Below are 18,578 nucleotides of genomic sequence, written 5' to 3'. Positions count from 1 at the left end.
AGAAATATGGTTAAAAAAATTATTGGAATGGTGCTAGCTTTTCTAGCTGTGACAGTTTTAGGTGTCGGTGTTTTTGCGTATACTATTTATCAGCAAGGCACACAAACCTTATCAAAGACCTATAAAAAAATAGGGGAAGAAACCAAGGTTATTGAAGCAACAGAGCCTTTGACCATTCTGTTAATGGGGGTTGATACTGGGAATGTAGAGCGTACAGATCAATGGGCTGGAAATAGTGATTCTATGATTCTCTTGACTGTCAATCCACATACTAAGAAGACCATGATGCTGAGCTTGGAGCGTGATATCCTGACTAAAATTCAACATAAAGATGGTAGTATTGAAGAAGCGAAGTTAAACGCTGCCTATGCTGGTGGTGGTGCAGAACTTGCTATAGAAACAATTCAAAAGATGATGAATATCCATATCGATCGCTACATTATGGTTAATATGCAAGGATTGCAACAATTGGTCGATGCAGTGGGAGGTATTACGGTCAATAATACACTAGGTTTCCCAATCTCTATCAGTGATCAAGAAGAATTTAACACCATTTCTATCGGTGTTGGAGAGCAGACAATAAATGGAGAAGAAGCGCTTGTTTATTCACGCATGCGTTATCAAGACCCAGAAGGAGACTACGGTCGTCAAAAGCGTCAGCGTGAAGTCATTCAAAAAGTTGTTGAAAAAGTTCTTAGTTTGAATAGTGTCAGTCACTATCAGTCTATCTTAAAAGCCCTAAGTACTAATATGCAGACTAATATCGATTTATCTGCGAAAAGTATTCCGAGCTTGTTGGGCTATAAAGATTCATTTAAAACTATTGAAACACAACAGTTGAAGGGTGAAGGGGAGATGCTACAAGGCGTTTCTTATCAAATTGTTACGAGAAACCATATGTTGGAAATGCAGAATCTTTTGAGACGTTCTTTGGGACAAGAAGAAGTCACTCAGCTTGAAACAAATGTTGTCTTATTTGAAGATTTGTTTGGACGGGTGCCTGTTAGTGACGAAGATAATTAACTTTCTTGATACAAATAAAAAATCAATCGTGGGAAATTTCCTGCGATTTTTTCAAAAAAATACGAATAGATAGGTAGGAGGAAACATGAAAGCAGAAATTATTGCTGTTGGAACAGAGATTTTGACAGGACAGATTGTCAACACCAATGCTCAGTTTTTATCAGAAAAACTAGCAGAGATTGGGGTAGACGTATATTTTCAGACGGCTGTAGGAGACAATGAAGCTCGTCTCTTGTCTTTGCTTGAGATTGCCAGTCAACGTAGTAGTCTGGTGATTTTGACAGGCGGTTTGGGCCCAACTGAGGACGATTTGACAAAACAAACTCTGGCTAAATTTTTAGGGAAGGAATTAGTCTTCGATCCTCAGGCACAAGAAAAGTTAGATGTATTTTTCGCCCAGAGACCAGACTATGCCCGAACACCGAATAATGAAAGACAAGCTCAAATTGTAGAAGGTGCGACTCCACTGCCAAACGAAACAGGACTGGCTGTAGGAGGAATATTGGAAGTCGATGGAGTGACCTACGTTGTCCTTCCAGGTCCACCAAGTGAATTGAAACCCATGGTCTTAAACCAACTTCTACCCAAGTTGATGACAGGGAGCAAGCTGTATTCCCGAGTTCTTCGTTTCTTTGGGATTGGCGAAAGTCAGTTGGTTACGATTTTAGCTGATTTAATTGATAATCAAACAGATCCGACCTTGGCCCCTTATGCTAAGACAGGAGAAGTCACTCTGCGTCTGTCAACAAAAGCTAGCAGTCAAGAAGAGGCGAATCAAGCGCTGGATATCTTAGAAAACCAAATCTTGAATCGCCAAACTTTTGAAGGCCTTTCTTTACGAGAACTTTGTTATGGTTATGGGGAAGAGACTAGTTTAGCCAGTATTGTGGTAGAAAAGCTGAAAAGGCAAGGGAAAACTATCACGGCTGCAGAGAGTTTGACGGCTGGTCTTTTCCAAGCTAGGGTAGCGGATTTTTCGGGTGCTTCAAGTATATTTAAGGGTGGTTTTGTAACCTATAGCCTGGAGGAAAAATCAAAGATGTTGGATATTCCTGTCAAGGATTTGGAAGAACATGGTGTGGTGTCTGAATTTACAGCTCAGAAGATGGCTGAGCAGGCACGAAGCAAGACCCAGTCAGATTTTGGCATTAGTTTGACTGGAGTGGCAGGACCAGATAGGCTCGAAGGGCACCCAGCTGGAACAGTCTTCATAGGCTTGGCACAGGAGCATGGAACTAAGGTCATCAAGGTGAATATTGGAGGCAGAAGTCGAGCAGATGTGCGTCACATTGCGGTTATGTATGCCTTTAACCTAGTTCGCAAGGCTTTATTAAGTGACTAACTTTTGATATAATAGTAGATAGGTCTGAGGACCATTAGAATGTAGGAGAATAGAATGGCGAAAAAACCAAAAAAATTAGATGAAATTTCAAAAAAATTCGGGGCAGAACGTGAAAAAGCCTTGAATGACGCTCTTAAATTGATTGAGAAAGACTTTGGTAAAGGATCAATCATGCGTTTGGGTGAACGTGCCGAGCAAAAGGTACAAGTGATGAGCTCAGGTTCCTTGGCGCTTGACATTGCCCTTGGTTCAGGTGGTTATCCGAAGGGGCGTATCATTGAAATTTATGGACCAGAGTCATCTGGTAAGACAACGGTTGCCCTTCATGCAGTTGCACAAGCGCAAAAAGAAGGTGGTATTGCTGCCTTTATCGATGCGGAACATGCCCTCGATCCAGCTTATGCTGCGGCCCTTGGTGTTAACATTGACGAATTGCTCTTGTCTCAACCAGACTCAGGAGAGCAAGGTCTTGAAATTGCAGGAAAATTGATTGACTCAGGTGCTGTGGACCTTGTCGTGGTCGACTCCGTTGCGGCCCTTGTTCCTCGTGCGGAAATTGATGGAGATATTGGAGATAGCCACGTTGGTTTGCAGGCTCGTATGATGAGCCAGGCTATGCGTAAGCTCGGTGCTTCTATCAATAAAACCAAAACAATTGCCATCTTTATCAACCAATTACGTGAAAAAGTTGGGGTCATGTTTGGAAATCCAGAAACAACTCCTGGTGGACGTGCTCTGAAATTCTACGCATCAGTCCGTTTGGATGTTCGTGGAAGTACACAAATCAAGGGAACTGGTGACCAAAAAGATACCAATGTCGGTAAAGAAACTAAAATCAAGGTCGTGAAAAACAAGGTAGCTCCACCGTTTAAGGAAGCCTTCGTTGAAATCATGTACGGAGAAGGGATTTCTAAGACTGGTGAACTCTTGAAAATCGCAAGCGATTTGGATATCATCAAAAAAGCAGGAGCTTGGTACTCTTACAAGGATGAGAAAATCGGGCAAGGTTCTGAAAATGCTAAGAAATACTTGGCAGATCATCCAGAAATCTTTGATGAAATTGACCATCAAGTCCGTGTTCAATTTGGTTTGATTGATGGAGAAGAAGCTGCTGAAAGCAAAAAAGATGAAGCAACTCAAGTAGACTCTGTGAATGAAGAAGTAACTCTTGACCTAGGCGATGAGCTTGAAATCGAAATTGAAGAATAAGCTGTCAAAGTAGTGGAGAAATCTACTGCTTTTTCGATTCTTTGTTCAAGATTTCAGATTGCCTATAGTTTGCTGTTTCTTGTCGCTCCTCTAGAAAGCTGATATAATAGCCTTATGAATAAAAAACGAACAGTGGACCTGATACATGGTCCGATTCTTCCCTCGCTCTTAAGCTTCACCTTCCCAATCTTGCTATCAAATATTTTTCAACAGCTCTATAATACTGCTGATGTCTTGATTGTTGGGCGTTTTCTTGGTCAAGAATCCTTGGCTGCAGTAGGAGCGACGACAGCGATTTTTGACCTGATCGTAGGTTTTACTCTTGGTGTTGGCAATGGCATGGGAATTGTCATTGCTCGCTATTATGGGGCTCGGAATTTTACTAAGATTAAGGAAGCAGTAGCAACCACCTGGATTTTAGGTGCTCTTTTGAGTGTTGTAGTTATGCTGCTGGGCTTTCTTGGTTTGTATCCTCTCTTGCAATACCTAGATACTCCTGCAGAAATTCTTCCCCAGTCCTATCAATATATTTCTATGATTGTGACCTGTGTCGGTGTCAGCTTTGCCTATAATCTCTTTGCAGGTTTATTGCGGTCCATTGGGGACAGTCTGGCAGCGCTTGGTTTTCTGATTTTCTCTGCTCTGGTTAATGTGGTTCTGGATCTCTATTTCATTACGCAATTGCATCTGGGAGTTCAATCCGCGGGACTAGCTACCATTATTTCGCAAGGGTTATCAGCGGTTCTCTGCTTTTATTATATCCGTAAGAGTGTGCCTGAGCTACTCCCTCAGCTCAAGCATTTTAAATGGGACAAAAGCTTGTACGCTGATCTCTTGGAGCAAGGTTTGGCTATGGGCTTGATGAGTTCGATTGTATCTATCGGCAGTGTGATTTTACAGTCTTCTGTTAATACCTTTGGTGCAGTGATTATTAGTGCCCAGACGGCGGCTCGACGTATTATGGCTTTCGCCCTTCTTCCTATGACCGCTATTTCTGCCTCGATGACGACCTTTGCTTCTCAGAATCTAGGAGCTAAACGACCAGACCGCATTGTTCAAGGTCTTCGAATCGGTAGTCGTTTAAGTATATCCTGGGCAGTTTTTATTTGTATCTTCCTCTTTTTTGCCAGTCCAGCCTTGGTTTCCTTCTTGGCTAGTTCGACGGATGGTTACTTGATAGAAAATGGAAGTCTCTACCTGCAAATCAGTTCAGTCTTCTATCCTATTTTGAGCCTCTTGTTGATTTATCGCAATTGTTTGCAGGGCTTGGGGCAAAAAATCCTTCCTCTGGTTTCTAGCTTTATCGAATTAATCGGGAAAATCGCTTTTGTGGTCTTGATTATCCCTTGGGCAGGCTATAAGGGAGTTATTCTTTGTGAACCCCTAATCTGGGTTGCCATGACTATCCAACTGTATTTTTCACTGTTTCGTCACCCCTTGATAAAAGAAGGCAAGGCAATCTTGGCAACCAAAGTGCTCTCCTAGCTGTATTTGCTAATAAAATCCATTTCCTCTAGTGAAAATCGAAAAAACTTGTGTTATAATAAGAAAGATTAAAATGTGAAAAAAGGAGATTCCTAATGGGACGTAAATGGGCCAATATCGTAGCTAAGAAAACGGCTAAAGATGGAGCTAACTCTAAAGTATATGCAAAATTTGGTGTAGAAATCTATGTAGCAGCTAAAAAAGGTGATCCAGATCCAGAATCAAACTCAGCCTTGAAATTCGTTATCGACCGTGCTAAACAAGCCCAAGTGCCAAAACACGTTATCGATAAGGCTTTGGACAAGGCTAAAGGAAACACAGACGAAACCTTTACAGAAGGACGTTACGAAGGTTTTGGACCAAATGGTTCTATGTTGATTGTTGATACTTTGACATCAAACGTTAACCGTACAGCAGCCAATGTCCGTGCAGCCTTTGGTAAAAACGGCGGAAACATGGGTGCTTCAGGTTCTGTTTCTTACCTCTTTGACAACAAGGGTGTTATCGTATTTGCAGGTGAAGATGCGGACGCGGTCTTTGAGCAATTGCTAGAAGCAGATGTAGATGTGGACGATGTAGAAGCAGAAGAAGGAACAATTACTGTTTACACAGCTCCAACAGACCTTCACAAGGCTATCGTTGCCCTTCGTGAGTCAGGTGTCGAAGAATTCCAAGTGACTGAATTGGAAATGATTCCTCAGTCAGAAGTGGAATTGTCAGGTGATGACCTTGAAACCTTTGAAAAACTTTACAGCGTTCTTGAGGACGACGAAGACGTACAAAAGATCTACACAAACGTAGATGGATTCTAATAGAAAAACGAACAGTTTTACTAGCTGTTCGTTTTTTTGATATTTGAACTTAGACTCAGGTTTCAGAATCGTTTTGTTGCTTGCTTTTTTCTAGACCTAGACCGACTGCATGTTTTTGGACGAGCAAGAGCTGTCCATTGTCATCTTTTGCAAAAGTTAAGGTAACAGTCTTGATCTTGTCTCCAATGGAGATATAGGTGATTTTTTTCGTATTGTAACCCCCAAGAGTGAAGTCAAACTCGGAATCTGGCTTTCCGTGTTTATTGATAATATCCTCGTAGGTGGTACCACCTTTTCCTTTGTTGTCAAGGTCGCCTTCGATTAAGGCGTCGAACTGTTCTTGGGTCCAGGTGAAGGTATCGTCTGTCAAGTCGCTTTTTTCTTCGCGTTCCATTGAGGCACTCGTATCCATGTAGGAACGGTTAAACTCCTTGGCATACTCTTTGTAGACATCAGCGTATAGTGCCTGACTCGTAAAGAAAAGTACAACAGAGGCAACTGCCAGGGATGTTCCGATAATAGCCATTGTTTTCCGTTTTTTGAGGTTGACGATAAGGCCGATAATCCCCAAGATAAATGCGACGATGGCGATGAACAACGATAGATAGTTAATAAACGGGATCCAGGATCCTAAAAGTGCAATGGCTCCAAAAATGGTTGCTAAGATTCCTAAAACTCTTTGTTCTTCTGGTTTCATTTGAAAGTTTTCTCCCTTCATTGAGTGAATGGATTTCTATCCACAGTAGTTAGCGCTTATTATATAAAAGATATTGCCTAATGTCAATTTAAACTAAGATAGTTCTCATGAAAACTTTTTCTTGACATCTTTTCTGAAAATGGTAAAATAGTTCTCATGGAAACTTATTTAGTTCCTAGGAGAACTAAATGTGATGGTTAGAAAGGAGTTAGTATGGATAAACCGATGTTAGTCTTTAAGCGTTTTGGTCATCAGATTCACCTCATGGTGCAAAAGGAAGCCAAACGTTGTGGCATTGAATTTATGGGTGGGCCTCAAGGTCAGGTTGTACGTTTTTTGGATAGCCGTGAGGAAAATCAAGACTTGGTCTTGATTAAAGATATCGAGCAGGAACTCAATATTACCAAGTCTGTTGCTAGTAATCTAGTCAAGCGTATGGTGCAAAATGGTTTGGTGGAATTGGAGGCGAGTCCTGTCGATAAGCGGGCCAAGTTTGTACGTTTGACGGACAAAGCACGTTCTCAAATGCAGCAGGTTAAGGCATTCTTTGAACGCATTGACAAGCAGTTGATAGAAGACGTAGATGAAGATGAATTACTGATTTTTGAGAAGGTCCTTGCTCAACTACAGGAAAATATCAAGAGAATAGGAGGAGAGAATGAAGAAATTAGCAAAACGAATTAGTGGAAAAGAATGGGGGATTGTTTTTCTAGCCATTCTCTTTACCTGCTTTCAAGTTTATCTAGAGTTGGAAGTGCCAACCTATATCTCGAAAATTACGGATTTACTAGGAACTCAGGGTAGCAACTTAGATGAGTTATGGCAGCCAGCAAGCATGATGGTGGGAATGTCCTTTCTGGCCTTCTTGTCCGCAGTTGCAGTTGGATTTTTTGCGTCTAGAGTGGCTGCTTCTTATACTAGTAGGCTAAGAAGTGATATTTTTAATCGAGTTTTAGACTACTCGCAGACAGAGATTAAGAAATTCTCTATCCCTAGTCTCTTAACTCGTACGACCAATGATATTACCCAAGTTCAGATGTTGATTACCATGGGCTTGCAAGTGGTTACGCGTGGTCCGATTATGGCTATCTGGGCCATCGGGAAGATTTTAGGCCATTCAGAATACTGGCTCTGGGCCGTACTTGTGGCAGTGATTGTCAACGTTTTGATGACGATCGTTTTGGTGACGCTAGCCTTTCCAAAACAGTCCTTGATTCAGGGGCTGACAGATAAACTGAACAGTATCACTCGTGAAAGTTTAATAGGTATTCGTGTCGTTCGTGCCTACAATGCTGAAGAATACCAAAATGAAAAATTTGCAGCAGCAAATGATGAATTGACACGCTTGAATTTGTTTGTCAACCGTCTTATGGCTATTTTGAACCCTATCATGATGGGGATTTCAAGTGGCTTGAGTGTGGCGATTTACTGGATTGGGGCCTATGTGATTAACGACGCTGCTCCGATAGCGCGTCTGCCTCTCTTTAGTGACATGATTGTTTTCATGTCTTATGCTATGCAGGTTGTCATGGGCTTCCTTCTCATGGGAGCACTCTTCATCGTTCTTCCCCGAACTATGGTCTCTGCTAAGCGGATTAATCAAGTTTTAGATTTGCATTCTTCTATCCAAACCCCTGCTCAAGTGCAGCTGGCTGATGAAAACCTCAAAGGTCAGGTCGAGTTTAAGGATGTGACCTTCCGCTATGCGGCAAATTCGGAGGCGGTTATTGAGAATGTTAGCTTTAGAGCAGAAACTGGTCAAACAGTGGCCTTTATAGGATCAACAGGTTCTGGTAAATCAACTCTGGTCAATCTGATTCCACGTTTCTACGACGTATCAGCAGGAGAAATTCTGGTGGACGGTGTCAATGTTCAAGACTATGCCTTAGAAGATTTGCGCAACAAGGTTGGTTATATTCCTCAGAAAGCGGTTCTCTTTTCAGGTGATGTCAAGGACAATCTAGACTTTGGACAAAGTCAAGAAACACCACTTAGTGAGCAGGCTATGTGGCAGGCTTTGGAGTTGGCTCAGTCTAAGAACTTTATCGAAGACAAGGAAGCGGGCTTAGCGTCAGAAGTGGCCCAAGGAGGAACCAACTTCTCAGGTGGTCAAAGACAGCGTCTGGCCATTGCGCGTGCCTTGGCTCGGAAGCCAGAAATCCTCATCTTTGATGACTCCTTCTCAGCCTTGGACTACAAGACAGATCGAGTTCTACGCCAAGAGTTAGCAGAGAAAACCAAATCTATGACCAAACTTATCGTTGCACAACGTATTTCAACGATTATGGATGCTGATTTGATTTTGGTCTTGGATCAAGGAAAAGTCGTGGGACAAGGAACCCACAAGGAACTTCTAGCTAATAACGAAGTTTACCAAGAAATTGCCTATTCACAACTATCGAAGGAGGAATTGGAACATGGAAAATAAGAAAATGTCTCTCTGGAAACAGAGTAAACCCTATCTTGCAGGCCTCCAGTTTGCCCTTCTGATAGCCTTTCTAGCAACAATCGTATCCAATATCATTACTGTTTATGGGCCGACTCGCATCAAGGAAATGACCAATATCATTGCCAGTGGTCTGGAAACAAGTGTGAATGTCGCAGCGGTTGCAGCTATTGGTGGTTTTTTGGCCGTGATTTATGTGATCGGACTTCTATCAAATTATTTACAGGCATTTCTGTTTACAACAGCCATTCAACGTTTTTCAGAGCGTTTGAGAACAGCCATTGCAGAGAAAATCAATCGCCTACCATTGGGATATTTTGATGGACACTCTCAGGGGGATACCTTGTCTCGTGTAACCAATGATGTTGACACTGCAGCCCAGTCCCTTAATCAAAGTCTGGGAATGGTTCTTTCATCTAGTTTATTGGTCTTAGCAGTCTTGGTAACCATGTTTGGGATGAACTGGATTTTAGCCTTGGTGACGGTTGTGTCAACTCTTATCGGTTTTGCTTTCGTGTCTGTCTTTATGGGCAAATCACAGGGCTTTTTTAAGAGTCAGCAACAGGATTTGGCAGCTGTCAATGGCTATGTGGAGGAAATGTACTCTGGCCATAATGTGGTGACCAGTTACAATGCTATCGAGAGCACGAAAGAAGAGTTTGCGAAATTAAACAATCGTCTGTATGATAGTATCTGGAAATCTCAATTTATTTCAGGGATTATGATGCCGATTATGATGTTTATTGGGAACTTTAGTTATGCCTTAGTGATTATTGTTGGTGCAGCCTTGGCTCTGAATGGGCACATCAGTATCGGGATTATCGTTGCCTTTATGGCCTACGTTCGTATCTTTTCTCAGCCCCTTTCTCAAATTGCTCAAGGGATTACTAGTTTGCAGCAGGCTAGCGCAGCCATGGGGCGTGTCTTCGAATTTCTAGCTGAAGAGGAAATGGAAGATGAATCCCATAAAGAAAGACAATTGAGCGATATGAAAGGTCAAGTGGTCTTTGATCGAGTTTCCTTTGGCTACACACCAGAGCGAACCATTATCCATGACTTTTCTGCGATAGCTCATGCAGGTCAAAAGGTTGCCATTGTTGGACCGACCGGGGCTGGTAAGACAACTATTGTTAATCTTTTGATGAAGTTCTATGAGATTGATAAGGGAAGTATCCGCATCGATGGCGTGGATACCAAGGAGATGAAGCGTTCGGAAGTACATGATGCCTTTTCAATGGTCCTGCAGGATACTTGGCTCTTTGAAGGTACTATCCGAGATAATCTCATCTATAACCAAGAGGGGATTAGTGATGAGCGCGTGATTGAAGCCAGCAAGGCTGTAGGGATTCACCACTTTATCATGACCCTACCAGATGGTTACGATACCGTCTTGGACGACACGGTGACCTTGTCTGTCGGGCAAAAACAACTCTTGACTATCGCTCGTGCTTTGTTGAAACATGCACCGCTCTTGATTTTAGATGAGGCGACCTCTTCTGTCGATACTCGGACGGAGGAATTGATTCAGAAAGCCATGGACCGTTTGATGGAGGGAAGAACTTCCTTTGTCATCGCCCACCGCTTGTCAACTATCCGAAATGCTGATCTTATTCTCGTCATGAAAGATGGCAATATCATCGAGCAAGGAAATCATGATGAGCTGATGGCGCAAGCTGGTTTCTACGCTGACCTCTATAACAGTCAGTTTACAGAAGACGAAGCAGAAGAATAAATCCAAAGAAGGCTTGACGGCCTTCTTTTTCTGCACTATACTAGAAGATAAGTGTTTCCCTGCAAGCAAAATTTGAGTAAGTAATGAGAAAATATATGAAAAATTATCAAGAATGGTATGACCATATTGCTGCTAATATTGAAAATAAGCCTATCTTTCTGAGATTGCTGAGAGCTTTCAATCGCTTCATGACAGTAGTTATGCCTATAGTTTATTTAATCTTGTTAACTACTACCTATCTCCAAGAAGGACTTGGGAAACAGGTCGGAATCTATTTGTTTATTCCTGCATCAGGTTTTGTGATTTTGTCCTTTCTTCGTAAGAAAATCAATGCCCCTAGGCCTTATGAGGGATGGGATATTAAACCCTTGCTTGACAGAGATAGTCCTGGTCAGTCTATGCCCAGTCGTCATGTCTTTTCAGCCACCATTATCTCCATGGCTTGCTTACATGCTAGTTTATCCGTAGGGGTTATCTTGTTGGTCTTGTCAGCTCTCCTCGGTCTAGTGAGAGTCTTAGGTGGCGTGCATTATCCTAAGGATGTAGTGGTTGGCTATATTTGTGGTCTTGTGTGGGGTGTGCTTTTCTTTCTATTTTGACCTGTAAGTTAAGGTAGCCTTACAACCACTTACGGGTCTAAAGTAACCACTTGCTTTTTTGCTCTTGTTTTCTTATTTTGGCTTTGATATAGTAGAGTCAGAAAGGAGATGGAATGAAGTTACGAATCGAAATTGACAGCAATTTAGAGGAAACTGAAATTGTCATCAAGGCAGCGGCTTTGACAGATGAGATTGCGGATTTACAGCGGCTCTTGCAAGAGTCCAAGTCTCCTCGTTTGATTTTTTACAAGGGGACGGGTGAATATTATCTGGACTTGTCGGAAATTCTCTTCTTTGAAACAGAGGGGAACAAGATTTATGCCCATACCCAGAAAGATGCCTACGAGGTTCGGCTTAAACTCTATGAGTTAGAGTCTATCCTGCCCCGTTATTTCAGTCGAGTATCCAAGTCGACCATTGCTAATATTCGGCAAGTTTACTCGGTGGACAAGTCCTTTTCAGGAACGGGCACCATTTCCTTTTATCAGACCCACAAGGAGGTTCATGTCTCACGACATTACCAATCCCTCCTAAAAGAAAATCTAAGAAACATGAGGTAAGAACATGAAAAAGAAAGCATTTGGTATTGTGTTGCTAGTATTGGCAGCTTTAATATTATTACAAGGAAATTTTGGAATCCCTTCATTCGGTGGGCAAATTTGGCCCTTGCTTGGTATTGCATTTTTTGCCTATCAATCAGTTGGAGCTTTGTTGCGTCGTCACTTAACTTCAGCCTCTTTTACAGCTCTAGTAGCCTTAATGATTGCTAACCACTTTTATGGCATTTTACCAATTCCCAATCAGTCATTGTTCTGGGCAAGTATTTTAATCGTAATGGGTGTCAGCGCACTCACTCATTCTAACAGAACTTGGAATGGAAAAAAATGGTGGTATGATGGTGAAAAGACCATTCTTACAGATAAGGAAGTCGCTTTTGGGACTGGGACTTTCTACAAGCAAAACCAAGAATTGGTAGAAGACCAAGTAGAAGTTGGTTTTGGCAATGCTAAGATATATTATGACAATGCAGAGATTTTAGGAGATACTGCAACCCTGAAAGTAGAAGTTGGTTTTGGCAATGCAGTTATCTATGTTCCCCAACATTGGCGAGTTGATTTAAAGGTAGAAACTTTCTGTGGTGTAGCTAAGGCAGATACTTCTCTAGCCCCAACAAGTAAAACCTTGATTATCCGTGGAGATGTGGCTTTTGGGAAGTTGGGGATTGTCTACGTTAAATAAAAAAATCTTCCAATTCCCTTGCAAAAATGAAGAAAGTGTGATAACATAGTACGGTATGTGGTGCTAGCACATCCGCTATATTAGATCTAATAGGAGGAAAACACAATGGCTAAAGTATGTTACTTTACAGGTCGTAAGACTGTATCAGGAAACAACCGTTCACACGCGATGAACCAAACAAAACGTGCCGTAAAACCAAACCTTCAAAAAGTTACTGTTCTTATCGATGGTAAACCTAAAAAAGTTTGGGCTTCAGCTCGTGCTTTGAAATCAGGTAAAGTTGAACGCGTTTAATAATAAAAGTAAGGAGACCTTAGGGTCTTTTTTCTTTTATTGTGGGTATAAAAAAATAGAGTAAATATCCGCTGATACAGTATTCTGCTTTTACACTTGGGCTGAAATATGATAAAATAGAGTATCAACTAGTTGAGGTAAAAAGGATGACTGTAAAAATTAATACAAAAGATGGTCAAATCGAACTAACAGATGAAGTGATTGCAACTATCGTAGGTGGTGCAACAACTGAGATTTTTGGTGTGGTCGGTATGGCTAGTAAAAAAGCCCTCAAAGATAATTTCCAAGCCCTTCTAGGTAAGGAAAATTATTCCAAAGGTGTCGTCGTAAAAGCGGCCGAAGATGGCAGTATTGCAGTTGATGTATATACCGTGTTGAGCTACGGAACAAAGATTAGCGAAGTGTCAAAAAACATTCAAGAGCGTGTTCGTTTTAGTTTGGAAAACCAGCTTGGAATTACTGCTCAGACTGTAAATGTCTACATTCAAAATATCAAAGTTGTAGGAGAATAACCGTGTCAAAAATTACTACTAGCTTATTTCAAGAAATGGTGCAGGCTGCATCAACTCGCTTGAATAAGCAAGCTGAATATGTCAATTCATTAAACGTCTTTCCCGTTCCAGATGGAGATACTGGGACAAATATGGGAATGACCATTGAAAATGGAGCTAAAGAAGTTGCAGACAAGCCAGCTTCTACAGTTGGAGAGGTAGCGAGCATTCTTGCTAAAGGTCTTTTGATGGGTGCGCGTGGGAACTCAGGCGTTATTACGTCTCAGCTTTTCCGTGGATTTTCACAAGCTATCAAAGATAAAGACGAGTTAACAGGTCAAGACTTGGCCCTCGCCTTCCAATCAGGTGTGGAAGTTGCTTATAAAGCAGTTATGAAACCAGTTGAAGGAACGATTTTGACAGTTTCTCGTGGGGCTGCTATCGGTGCTAAGAAAAAAGCTGAGCAAACAGATGACGCTGTTGAAGTCATGCGCGCAGCTTTAGAAGGTGCTAAAACCGCTCTAGCTAAAACGCCAGATATGCTTCCAGTCTTGAAGGAAGTTGGCGTTGTGGATTCAGGTGGTCAAGGACTGGTCTTCATCTACGAAGGATTCCTTTCAGCCCTTACTGGCGAATATATTGCATCTGAGGACTTTGTAGCGACTCCTGCCAACATGAGTGAGATGATCAATGCGGAGCACCACAAGTCTGTAGCTGGTCACGTAGCGACTGAGGACATCACATTTGGTTACTGTACTGAAATCATGGTAGCTCTTAAGCAAGGTCCAACCTATGCTAAAGATTTTGACTACGACGAATTCCGTAACTACTTGAATGAACTTGGAGATTCTCTCCTCGTTGTCAACGATGATGAAATTGTCAAAGTCCATGTCCATACAGAAGATCCAGGACTTGTTATGCAAGAAGGTCTCAAATATGGTAGCTTGGTTAAGGTAAAAGTTGACAATATGCGTAACCAACACGAAGCACAGGTTGAGAAAGAAGCTGCCCAAGTTAGCAAGCCAGCTGAAGAAAAAGAGTATGCTTTGATTGCTGTAGTGGCTGGTAAAGGTCTAGCAGATATCTTCCGTTCTCAAGGTGTGGATTATGTTATCGAAGGTGGTCAAACCATGAACCCTTCAACAGAAGACTTTATCAAGGCTGTTGAACAGGTCAACGCTCGTAACATTATCTTCTTGCCAAATAACAAGAATATCTTCATGGCAGCTCAATCTGCAGCAGAAGTTTTGGAACAACCAGCAGTAGTGGTAGAAGCTCGTACTCTTCCTCAAGGATTGACTAGTCTTCTCGCTTTTGACCCAAGCAAGTCAATCGAAGAAAACCAAGAGCGTATGACTGCAGCCCTTAGCGATGTAGTTAGCGGAAGCGTCACAACAGCTGTGCGTGATACAACGATTGATGGCTTAGAAATCCATGAAAACGATAATCTTGGTATGGTCGATGGGAAAATTCTCGTGTCAAACCCTGACATGCACCAAACCTTGACTGAAACATTGAAACATATGTTGGATGAAGATAGTGAAATCGTAACCTTCTATGTCGGTGAAGACGGAAGCGAAGAACTTGCCAATGAAATTGCTCAAGAAATCGCAGAAGAATTCGAAGATGTTGAAGTAGAGATTCACCAAGGTCAACAACCTGTTTACCCATACCTATTTAGTGTGGAATAAGATTAATGAAGGACTGAGAAATCAGTTCTTTTTTCTTTTTCAGTAAATGAAATCGGTATCTTTTTAATAAAAACAAAAATAACATTCATAAATAAACGTTAAAATAGAAAATTCAGAAAATTTCTTCTTTTGTCTTGAAAAATTTTGAAAAAGTGGTATGATAGTAACAAGTTATTTTTAAGAGAAGAGAAAGGGGAACAATGGAGAAAATCAGTTTAGAATCTCCTAAGACGGGGTCGGACCTAGTTTTGGAAACACTTCGTGATTTAGGAATTGATACCATCTTTGGTTATCCTGGTGGTGCTGTCTTGCCTTTTTATGATGCGATATATAATTTTAAAGGCATTCGCCACATTCTAGGACGCCATGAGCAAGGTTGTTTGCATGAAGCTGAAGGTTATGCCAAATCAACTGGAAAGTTGGGTGTTGCCGTCGTCACTAGCGGACCAGGAGCAACAAATGCCATTACAGGGATTGCAGATGCCATGAGCGATAGCGTTCCCCTTTTGGTCTTTACAGGTCAGGTGGCGCGAGCAGGGATTGGAAAGGATGCCTTTCAGGAGGCAGATATCGTGGGAATTACCATGCCAATCACTAAGTACAATTACCAAGTTCGTGAGACAGCTGATATCCCTCGTATCATTACGGAAGCTGTCCATATCGCAACTACAGGACGTCCAGGGCCAGTTGTCATTGACCTACCTAAAGACGTATCTGCTTTAGAAACAGACTTCATCTATTCACCAGAAGTGAATTTACCAAGCTATCAGCCGACTCTTGAGCCAAATGATATGCAAATCAAGAAAATCTTGAAGCAATTATCCAAGGCTAAAAAGCCAGTCTTGTTAGCTGGTGGCGGAATTAGTTATGCTGAAGCTGCTGCGGAACTAAATGAATTTGCAGAACGCTATCAAATTCCAGTGGTAACTAGTCTCTTAGGACAAGGTACGATTGCAACGACTCATCCACTCTTCCTTGGAATGGGAGGCATGCACGGGTCTTTCGCAGCTAATATTGCCATGACGGAAGCGGACTTTATGATTAGTATTGGTTGCCGTTTCGATGACCGCTTGACGGGGAATCCTAAGACCTTCGCTAAGAATGCCAAGGTTGCCCACATTGATATTGACCCAGCTGAGATTGGTAAGATTATCAGTGCAGATATTCCTGTAGTTGGAGATGCTAAGAAGGCCTTGCAAATGTTGTTGGCGGAACCAATAGTTCATAACAATACTGAGAAATGGATTGAGAAAGTTACTAAAGATAAGAACCGTGTTCGTTCTTATGACAAGAAAGAGCGTGTGGTTCAACCGCAAGCCGTTATTGAACGAATTGGTGAATTGACGAACGGGGATGCCATTGTGGTAACAGACGTTGGTCAACACCAAATGTGGACAGCCCAGTATTATCCATACCAAAATGAACGTCAGTTAGTGACTTCAGGCGGTTTGGGAACAATGGGATTCGGAATTCCAGCAGCAATCGGTGCTAAAATTGCTAACCCAGATAAGGAAGTAGTCTTGTTCGTTGGGGATGGTGGTTTCCAAATGACCAACCAAGAATTGGCTATTTTGAATATTTACAAAGTGCCAATCAAGGTGGTTATGCTGAACAATCACTCACTTGGAATGGTTCGCCAGTGGCAGGAATCCTTCTATGAAGGTAGAACATCAGAGTCAGTCTTTGATACCCTTCCTGATTTCCAATTGATGGCACAGGCTTATGGCATTAAAAACTATAAGTTTGACAATCCTGAGACCTTGGCTCAAGACCTTGAAGTCATCACTGAGAATGTTCCTATGCTAATCGAGGTAGATATTTCTCGTAAGGAGCAGGTGTTACCAATGGTACCAGCTGGTAAGAGTAATCATGAGATGTTGGGGGTGAAGTTCCATGCGTAGAATGTTAACAGCAAAACTACAAAATCGTTCAGGAGTCCTCAACCGCTTTACCGGTGTCCTGTCTCGCCGTCAGGTTAATATCGAAAGCATCTCTGTTGGAGCAACAGAAGATCCGAATGTATCGCGCATCACCATAATTATTGATGTAGCTTCACATGATGAAGTTGAGCAAATCATCAAGCAACTCAATCGTCAGATTGATGTAATTCGCATTCGTGATATTACGGATAAACCTCATTTGGAGCGAGAGGTGATTTTGGTTAAGATGTCAGCGCCAGCTGAGAAACGAGCTGAGATTCTAGCTATTATTCAACCTTTCCGTGCAACAGTGGTAGACGTAGCGCCAAGCTCGATTACCATTCAGATGACAGGAAATGCTGAAAAGAGTGAAGCTCTATTGCGAGTCATTCGACCATACGGTATTCGTAATATTGCTAGAACGGGTGCAACTGGATTTACCCGCGATTAAAAATCCAACTTAAATTTGTTAAACCAGCCTAAAAGGCAATAAATAATAGAAAAGAGAGAAAAAACTATGGCAGTTCAAATGGAATACGAAAAAGATGTTAAAGTAGCAGCACTTGACGGTAAAAAAATCGCCGTTATCGGTTATGGTTCACAAGGACATGCGCATGCTCAAAACTTGCGTGACTCAGGTCGTGACGTTATTATCGGTGTACGTCCAGGTAAATCTTTTGATAAAGCAAAAGAAGATGGATTTGACACTTACACAGTAGCAGAAGCTACTAAATTGGCTGACGTTATCATGATTTTGGCACCAGACGAAATCCAACAAGAATTGTACGAAGCAGAAATCGCTCCAAACTTGGAAGCTGGAAACGCAGTTGGATTTGCTCATGGTTTCAACATCCACTTTGAATTTATCAAAGTTCCTGCAGATGTAGATGTCTTCATGTGTGCTCCTAAAGGGCCAGGACACTTGGTACGTCGTACTTACGAAGAAGGATTTGGCGTACCAGCTCTTTACGCAGTATACCAAGATGCAACAGGAAATGCTAAAAACATTGCTATGGACTGGTGTAAAGGTGTTGGAGCAGCTCGTGTAGGTCTTCTTGAAACAACTTACAAAGAAGAAACTGAAGAAGATTTGTTTGGTGAACAAGCTGTACTTTGTGGTGGTTTGACTGCCCTTATCGAAGCAGGTTTCGAAGTCTTGACAGAAGCAGGTTACGCTCCAGAATTGGCTTACTTTGAAGTTCTTCACGAAATGAAATTGATCGTTGACTTGATCTACGAAGGTGGATTCAAGAAAATGCGTCAATCTATTTCAAACACTGCTGAGTACGGTGACTATGTATCAGGTCCACGTGTCATCACTGAGCAAGTTAAAGAAAACATGAAAGCTGTCTTGGCAGACATCCAAAATGGTAAATTTGCAAATGACTTTGTAAATGACTATAAAGCTGGACGTCCAAAATTGACTGCTTACCGTGAACAAGCAGCGAACCTTGAAATTGAAAAAGTTGGTGCAGAATTGCGTAAAGCAATGCCATTCGTTGGTAAAAACGACGACGATGCATTCAAAATCTATAACTAATGGATAGAAATTAAGGTGAAGGCGAGTTGGGGGACTAACTCGCTTTTATAATCAATTCA

At 41.8% G+C, this 18,578-nt stretch carries 18 protein-coding genes; 17 read left to right on the top strand and 1 reads right to left on the bottom strand.

What is annotated here, in order from left to right; translation table 11 throughout:
• The first annotated feature begins 6 nt into the window (after positions 1-6).
• The 5 genes from lytR to QS39_RS00880 all read left to right on the top strand — a co-directional run bounded on the left by lytR (position 7) and on the right by QS39_RS00880 (position 5,871).
• Positions 7-1,023: a glycopolymer--peptidoglycan transferase LytR gene (gene lytR, locus QS39_RS00900; protein WP_033678421.1), complete on the top strand. Its 1,017-nt coding sequence runs from the start codon at positions 7-9 to the stop codon at positions 1,021-1,023.
• Between the two features lie 85 nt (positions 1,024-1,108).
• Positions 1,109-2,365, top strand: a complete 1,257-nt coding sequence (locus tag QS39_RS00895) for a competence/damage-inducible protein A (protein WP_077804364.1) — start codon at positions 1,109-1,111, stop codon at positions 2,363-2,365.
• A gap of 54 nt (positions 2,366-2,419) precedes the next feature.
• Positions 2,420-3,574 (top strand): recombinase RecA, encoded by a 1,155-nt coding sequence (gene recA / locus QS39_RS00890; protein WP_077804363.1) that lies wholly within the window; start codon positions 2,420-2,422, stop codon positions 3,572-3,574.
• A gap of 114 nt (positions 3,575-3,688) precedes the next feature.
• Positions 3,689-5,059 carry an MATE family efflux transporter gene (locus QS39_RS00885; protein WP_077804362.1) on the top strand — a complete coding sequence of 457 codons (1,371 nt, stop codon included), beginning with the start codon at positions 3,689-3,691 and terminating at the stop codon, positions 5,057-5,059.
• A gap of 95 nt (positions 5,060-5,154) precedes the next feature.
• Positions 5,155-5,871, top strand: a complete 717-nt coding sequence (locus QS39_RS00880) for a YebC/PmpR family DNA-binding transcriptional regulator (protein WP_000532883.1) — start codon at positions 5,155-5,157, stop codon at positions 5,869-5,871.
• Between the two features lie 55 nt (positions 5,872-5,926).
• Here QS39_RS00880 and QS39_RS00875 read toward each other — a convergent pair whose 3' ends face one another.
• Entirely contained in the window at positions 5,927-6,568 is a 642-nt protein-coding gene (locus QS39_RS00875; protein WP_004249328.1) for a DUF308 domain-containing protein, read from the bottom strand.
• A 213-nt stretch (positions 6,569-6,781) separates the two neighbouring features.
• On the opposite strand from QS39_RS00875, the gene QS39_RS00870 reads away from it, so the two are divergent.
• The 12 genes from QS39_RS00870 to ilvC all read left to right on the top strand — a co-directional run bounded on the left by QS39_RS00870 (position 6,782) and on the right by ilvC (position 18,519).
• Entirely contained in the window at positions 6,782-7,252 is a 471-nt protein-coding gene (locus QS39_RS00870) for a MarR family winged helix-turn-helix transcriptional regulator (protein WP_000360545.1), read from the top strand.
• Positions 7,227-8,996 carry an ABC transporter ATP-binding protein gene (locus tag QS39_RS00865; protein WP_077804361.1) on the top strand — a complete coding sequence of 590 codons (1,770 nt, stop codon included), beginning with the start codon at positions 7,227-7,229 and terminating at the stop codon, positions 8,994-8,996. The genes QS39_RS00870 and QS39_RS00865 overlap by 26 nt, the downstream gene beginning before the upstream one ends.
• Positions 8,986-10,746, top strand: a complete 1,761-nt coding sequence (locus tag QS39_RS00860) for an ABC transporter ATP-binding protein (protein ID WP_077804360.1) — start codon at positions 8,986-8,988, stop codon at positions 10,744-10,746. Before QS39_RS00865 ends, QS39_RS00860 begins: the two co-directional genes overlap by 11 nt.
• Positions 10,747-10,841: 95 nt before the next feature.
• The gene (locus QS39_RS00855) at positions 10,842-11,345 is read left to right on the top strand and encodes a phosphatase PAP2 family protein (protein ID WP_000800900.1); all 504 of its coding nucleotides are present in this window, start codon (positions 10,842-10,844) and stop codon (positions 11,343-11,345) included.
• 113 nt (positions 11,346-11,458) lie between these two features.
• Positions 11,459-11,905, top strand: coding sequence for a LytTR family DNA-binding domain-containing protein (locus QS39_RS00850; protein ID WP_020901878.1), 447 nt, complete (start codon positions 11,459-11,461; stop codon positions 11,903-11,905).
• 4 nt (positions 11,906-11,909) lie between these two features.
• Positions 11,910-12,584 carry a LiaF transmembrane domain-containing protein gene (locus QS39_RS00845; RefSeq protein WP_077804358.1) on the top strand — a complete coding sequence of 225 codons (675 nt, stop codon included), beginning with the start codon at positions 11,910-11,912 and terminating at the stop codon, positions 12,582-12,584.
• Between the two features lie 105 nt (positions 12,585-12,689).
• On the top strand, positions 12,690-12,878 hold the full coding sequence (gene rpmB, locus QS39_RS00840) for a 50S ribosomal protein L28 (RefSeq protein ID WP_001140948.1): 189 nt from the start codon (positions 12,690-12,692) through the stop codon (positions 12,876-12,878).
• Between the two features lie 146 nt (positions 12,879-13,024).
• Positions 13,025-13,390 carry an Asp23/Gls24 family envelope stress response protein gene (locus QS39_RS00835; RefSeq protein WP_077804357.1) on the top strand — a complete coding sequence of 122 codons (366 nt, stop codon included), beginning with the start codon at positions 13,025-13,027 and terminating at the stop codon, positions 13,388-13,390.
• 2 nt (positions 13,391-13,392) lie between these two features.
• A complete protein-coding gene (locus tag QS39_RS00830; RefSeq protein WP_000036655.1) occupies positions 13,393-15,060 on the top strand; it encodes a DAK2 domain-containing protein in 1,668 nt (555 codons plus the stop codon).
• A gap of 200 nt (positions 15,061-15,260) precedes the next feature.
• A complete protein-coding gene (locus QS39_RS00825; protein ID WP_077804356.1) occupies positions 15,261-16,961 on the top strand; it encodes an acetolactate synthase large subunit in 1,701 nt (566 codons plus the stop codon).
• The gene (gene ilvN, locus QS39_RS00820) at positions 16,954-17,430 is read left to right on the top strand and encodes an acetolactate synthase small subunit (RefSeq protein WP_001253803.1); all 477 of its coding nucleotides are present in this window, start codon (positions 16,954-16,956) and stop codon (positions 17,428-17,430) included. Before QS39_RS00825 ends, ilvN begins: the two co-directional genes overlap by 8 nt.
• Before the next feature lie 66 nt (positions 17,431-17,496).
• Positions 17,497-18,519, top strand: coding sequence for a ketol-acid reductoisomerase (ilvC, locus tag QS39_RS00815; protein ID WP_000290683.1), 1,023 nt, complete (start codon positions 17,497-17,499; stop codon positions 18,517-18,519).
• The last annotated feature ends 59 nt before the right edge of the window (positions 18,520-18,578 follow it).

Source organism: Streptococcus mitis, from assembly GCF_002005545.1.
Classification (GTDB): Bacteria; Bacillota; Bacilli; order Lactobacillales; family Streptococcaceae; genus Streptococcus; species Streptococcus mitis_I.
Note: the sequence above shows the minus strand (reverse complement) of the source record. Positions and strands in the feature narration are given on the sequence as shown.